This window comes from Streptomyces zhaozhouensis, assembly GCF_900230195.1.
Classification (GTDB): Bacteria; Actinomycetota; Actinomycetes; order Streptomycetales; family Streptomycetaceae; genus Streptomyces; species Streptomyces zhaozhouensis.
Window position 1 is genome coordinate 1 of the sequence record NZ_OCNE01000053.1, and the last position, 2,899, is coordinate 2,899.

Annotated in this window: 2 protein-coding genes; both read right to left on the reverse strand. The window is 75.5% G+C overall.

The features are described from left to right. Positions 1–1,835 (reverse strand): type I polyketide synthase (locus CRP51_RS27915; protein ID WP_141514711.1); only part of this gene is annotated, 1,835 nt, incomplete at its 3' end. Between the two features lie 131 nt (positions 1,836–1,966). Beyond that, positions 1,967–2,899, reverse strand: a 933-nt coding sequence (locus CRP51_RS27920) for a phosphopantetheine-binding protein (protein ID WP_245880856.1), incomplete at its 5' end; no start/stop codon positions are given.

Below are 2,899 nucleotides of genomic sequence, written 5' to 3' on the forward strand. Positions count from 1 at the left end.
TCCAACACCCCACACACCTCACCCAACGCCTCCCCGAACACCGGAAACGCCCCCGCCAACCCCAACCCCATCCCCACCCGCTGCGCACCCTGACCGGTGAACAGGAAACCGATCCGGTCGGTGGGAACGGTGCCGTTCGCGGTCAGCGCCCGGGAGGGGTCGGCCGCCAACGCGCGCAGGGCGCTCTCCAGTTCGTCCCGGTCGGCCCCGGTCACCGCGGCCCGGTGGTCGTGCAGGGTGCGGGTGGTGGCCAGGGAGAGCCCCACGTCGGCGGGGGACGGGCCGGGGTGCTCGGCGAGGTGGGAGAGCAGCCGCCGCGCCTGGTCGGCGAGGGCGCGCTCGCCGCGCGCGGAGAGGATCCAGGGAACGGCGGGAAGGGCGGTCGTGACCTCCGGCGCGCGCGCCGGCTCCTTCGGCGGGGCCTCCAGGATGACATGGGCGTTGGTGCCGCTGACGCCGAACGAGGAGACGGCCGCCCGGCGCGGCCGGTCGGCGACGGCCGGCCACTCCCGCTCCTCCGTCAGCAACTCGACCGCGCCACCTGACCAGTCCACCATCGGTGTGGGCTCGTCCACGTGCAGCGTGCGCGGCAGCACACCGTGGCGCATCGCCTGCACCATCTTGATGACCCCGCCGACGCCGGCGGCGGCGACGGTATGGCCGATGTTCGACTTCAACGAACCCAGATACAGCGGGGCTTGGTCACGCTCCCGGCCGTAGGTGGCCAGCAGCGCACCCGCCTCGATCGGATCACCCAGCCGGGTGCCCGTCCCGTGCGCCTCCACCACGTCCACCTCGGCCGGACGCAACCCCGCGTCCGCCAACGCCGCCCGAATGACCCGCTCCTGGGCGGGACCGTTCGGCGCGGTCAGCCCGTTGCTGGCACCGTCCTGGTTCACCGCCGAACCGCGTACGACGGCGAGCACCCGGTGCCCGTTGCGCCGCGCGTCCGAAAGCCGCTCGACGACCAGCAGCCCGACCCCCTCCGACCAGGAGGTGCCGTCGGCCGCCGCCGCGAACGACTTGATGCGGCCGTCGGGCGCGAGCCCGCGCTGGCGGGAGAAGTCGACGAAGCCGCCGGGGGCGCCGGTGACGGTGACGCCGCCGGCCAACGCCAGCTCCGACTCGCCGCGCCGCACCGAGTCGACGGCCAGGTGGAGGGCGACCAGCGACGAGGAGCAGGCCGTGTCCACCGAGAGGGCCGGGCCCTCGAGACCGAGGGTGTAGGAGACCCGGCCTGAGGCGACGCTGCCGAGCTTGCCGGTCATCAGATAGCCCTCAAGCTCCTCGGGCCCCGACAGGCCGTGATAGCTCTGCTCGATCACGCCGGCGAAGACACCGGTGCGCGAGCCCCGCAGCACCCGCGGGTCGATCCCGGCGTCCTCCAGCGCCTCCCACGCCGTCTCCAGCAGCAACCGCTGCTGGGGGTCCATGGCCAGCGCCTCGCGGGGCGAGATGCCGAAGAAGTCGGCGTCGAAGAGGGCCGCCCCGTCCAGGAAGCCGGCCTCCCTGGCGTAGGAGGTGCCCGGGTGGTCGGGGTCCGGGTCGTAGAGCGCGTCCAGGTCCCAGCCCCGGTCGGCGGGGAACGGGCCGATCCCGTCCCGGCCCTCGGCGACCAGCCGCCACAGGTCGTCGGCGGAGGCGACGCCGCCGGGGAACCGGCAGGCCATGCCGACGATCGCGACCGGCTCCTCGGCGGCCGACTCCAGTTCGGTGATCCGCTCCCGCGCCTTCTGCAGGTCGGCGGTCACCCACTTGAGGTAGTCGACCAGCTTCTCCTCCCTGCTGGTCGTGGACTGCGGCGAGGCGGTCGGGGCGGGCGTGTCAGCGGACATGCGAGGCAGCCTTTCGTCGGGTGCCGGGGCGCACGGTCCCCGGGCGCCGGGCCTGGAGGCGCGGCGGAACGAACGGTGGGGCGAGGTGGGGTGCGAGCGGTGGGGCGCGGCGCGCGGGAGCGGGTGGCCGGTCAGTCCGCCGTGCGGCCGAGCCGGGAGTCGATGAAGTCGAAGATCTCGTCGGCGGAGGCGACCGCGCTCAGCTCCTGCGCCTCGGCTCCGGTGGAGCCCGTGGCGGCGGGGGCATCGGCGCCGGTGCCGCCCAGCCGCGCGAGCAGGCTCCGCAGCCGGGTGCCGGCCTCGTCGCGGGCCCCGTCCTCGCGCGGCAGCGCCTCCAGCGCCGCCTCCAGTCGGTCGAGGCCGGCCCGCACCTCGCGCCCGTGGTCGGCCGGCGCGGCCGGCTCGGGCACGGCGGCGGCGACCACGAACGCGGCGAGCGCCGCCGGGTTCGGATGGTCGAAGACCACGGTCGGGGGCAGGCTGACGCCGGTGCTCCTGGCGAGCCGGTTGCGCAGCTCCACGGCGGTCAGCGAGTCGAACCCGAGGTCCTGGAAGGGCCGGTCGGGGGCGATGCTCCCCGGGTCGGGATGCTTGGTGACGGCGGCGACCAGCCCGGTCACCAGCTCCCGCACATGCCGCTCGCGCTGGGTGGCGCTCAGGCCCTCCAGCCGCTCGGCGAGCGTCCCGGGCCCGGCGGGGGTTTCCGCTTCGGCACGCGCGGGGGCCGTTCCCGGCGCGGGTGTCCCTCCGTCGAGCCGGTCCAGCCAGTGGCGGGAGCGTTGGAAGGCGTAGGAGGGCAGCGGGACCCGGCGGGCGCCGGTGCCGGCGAAGAACGCCTCCCAGTCCACGGGGACGCCCCGGCCGTGCAGCGCGCCGAGGACCCGCACCAGGGACTCGGGCTCGGGGCGGCGGGAGCGCACCGGGGCGAGGGCGGCGACGGCGTCCGGGTCGCGCACGATGCGCGGGATCAGCGCGGTGAGGACGGCGTCGGGGCCGATCTCCACGAACGTCCGCACCCCCTGCTCCTCCATCACCGACACCGCGTCCGCGTAACGCACCGACTC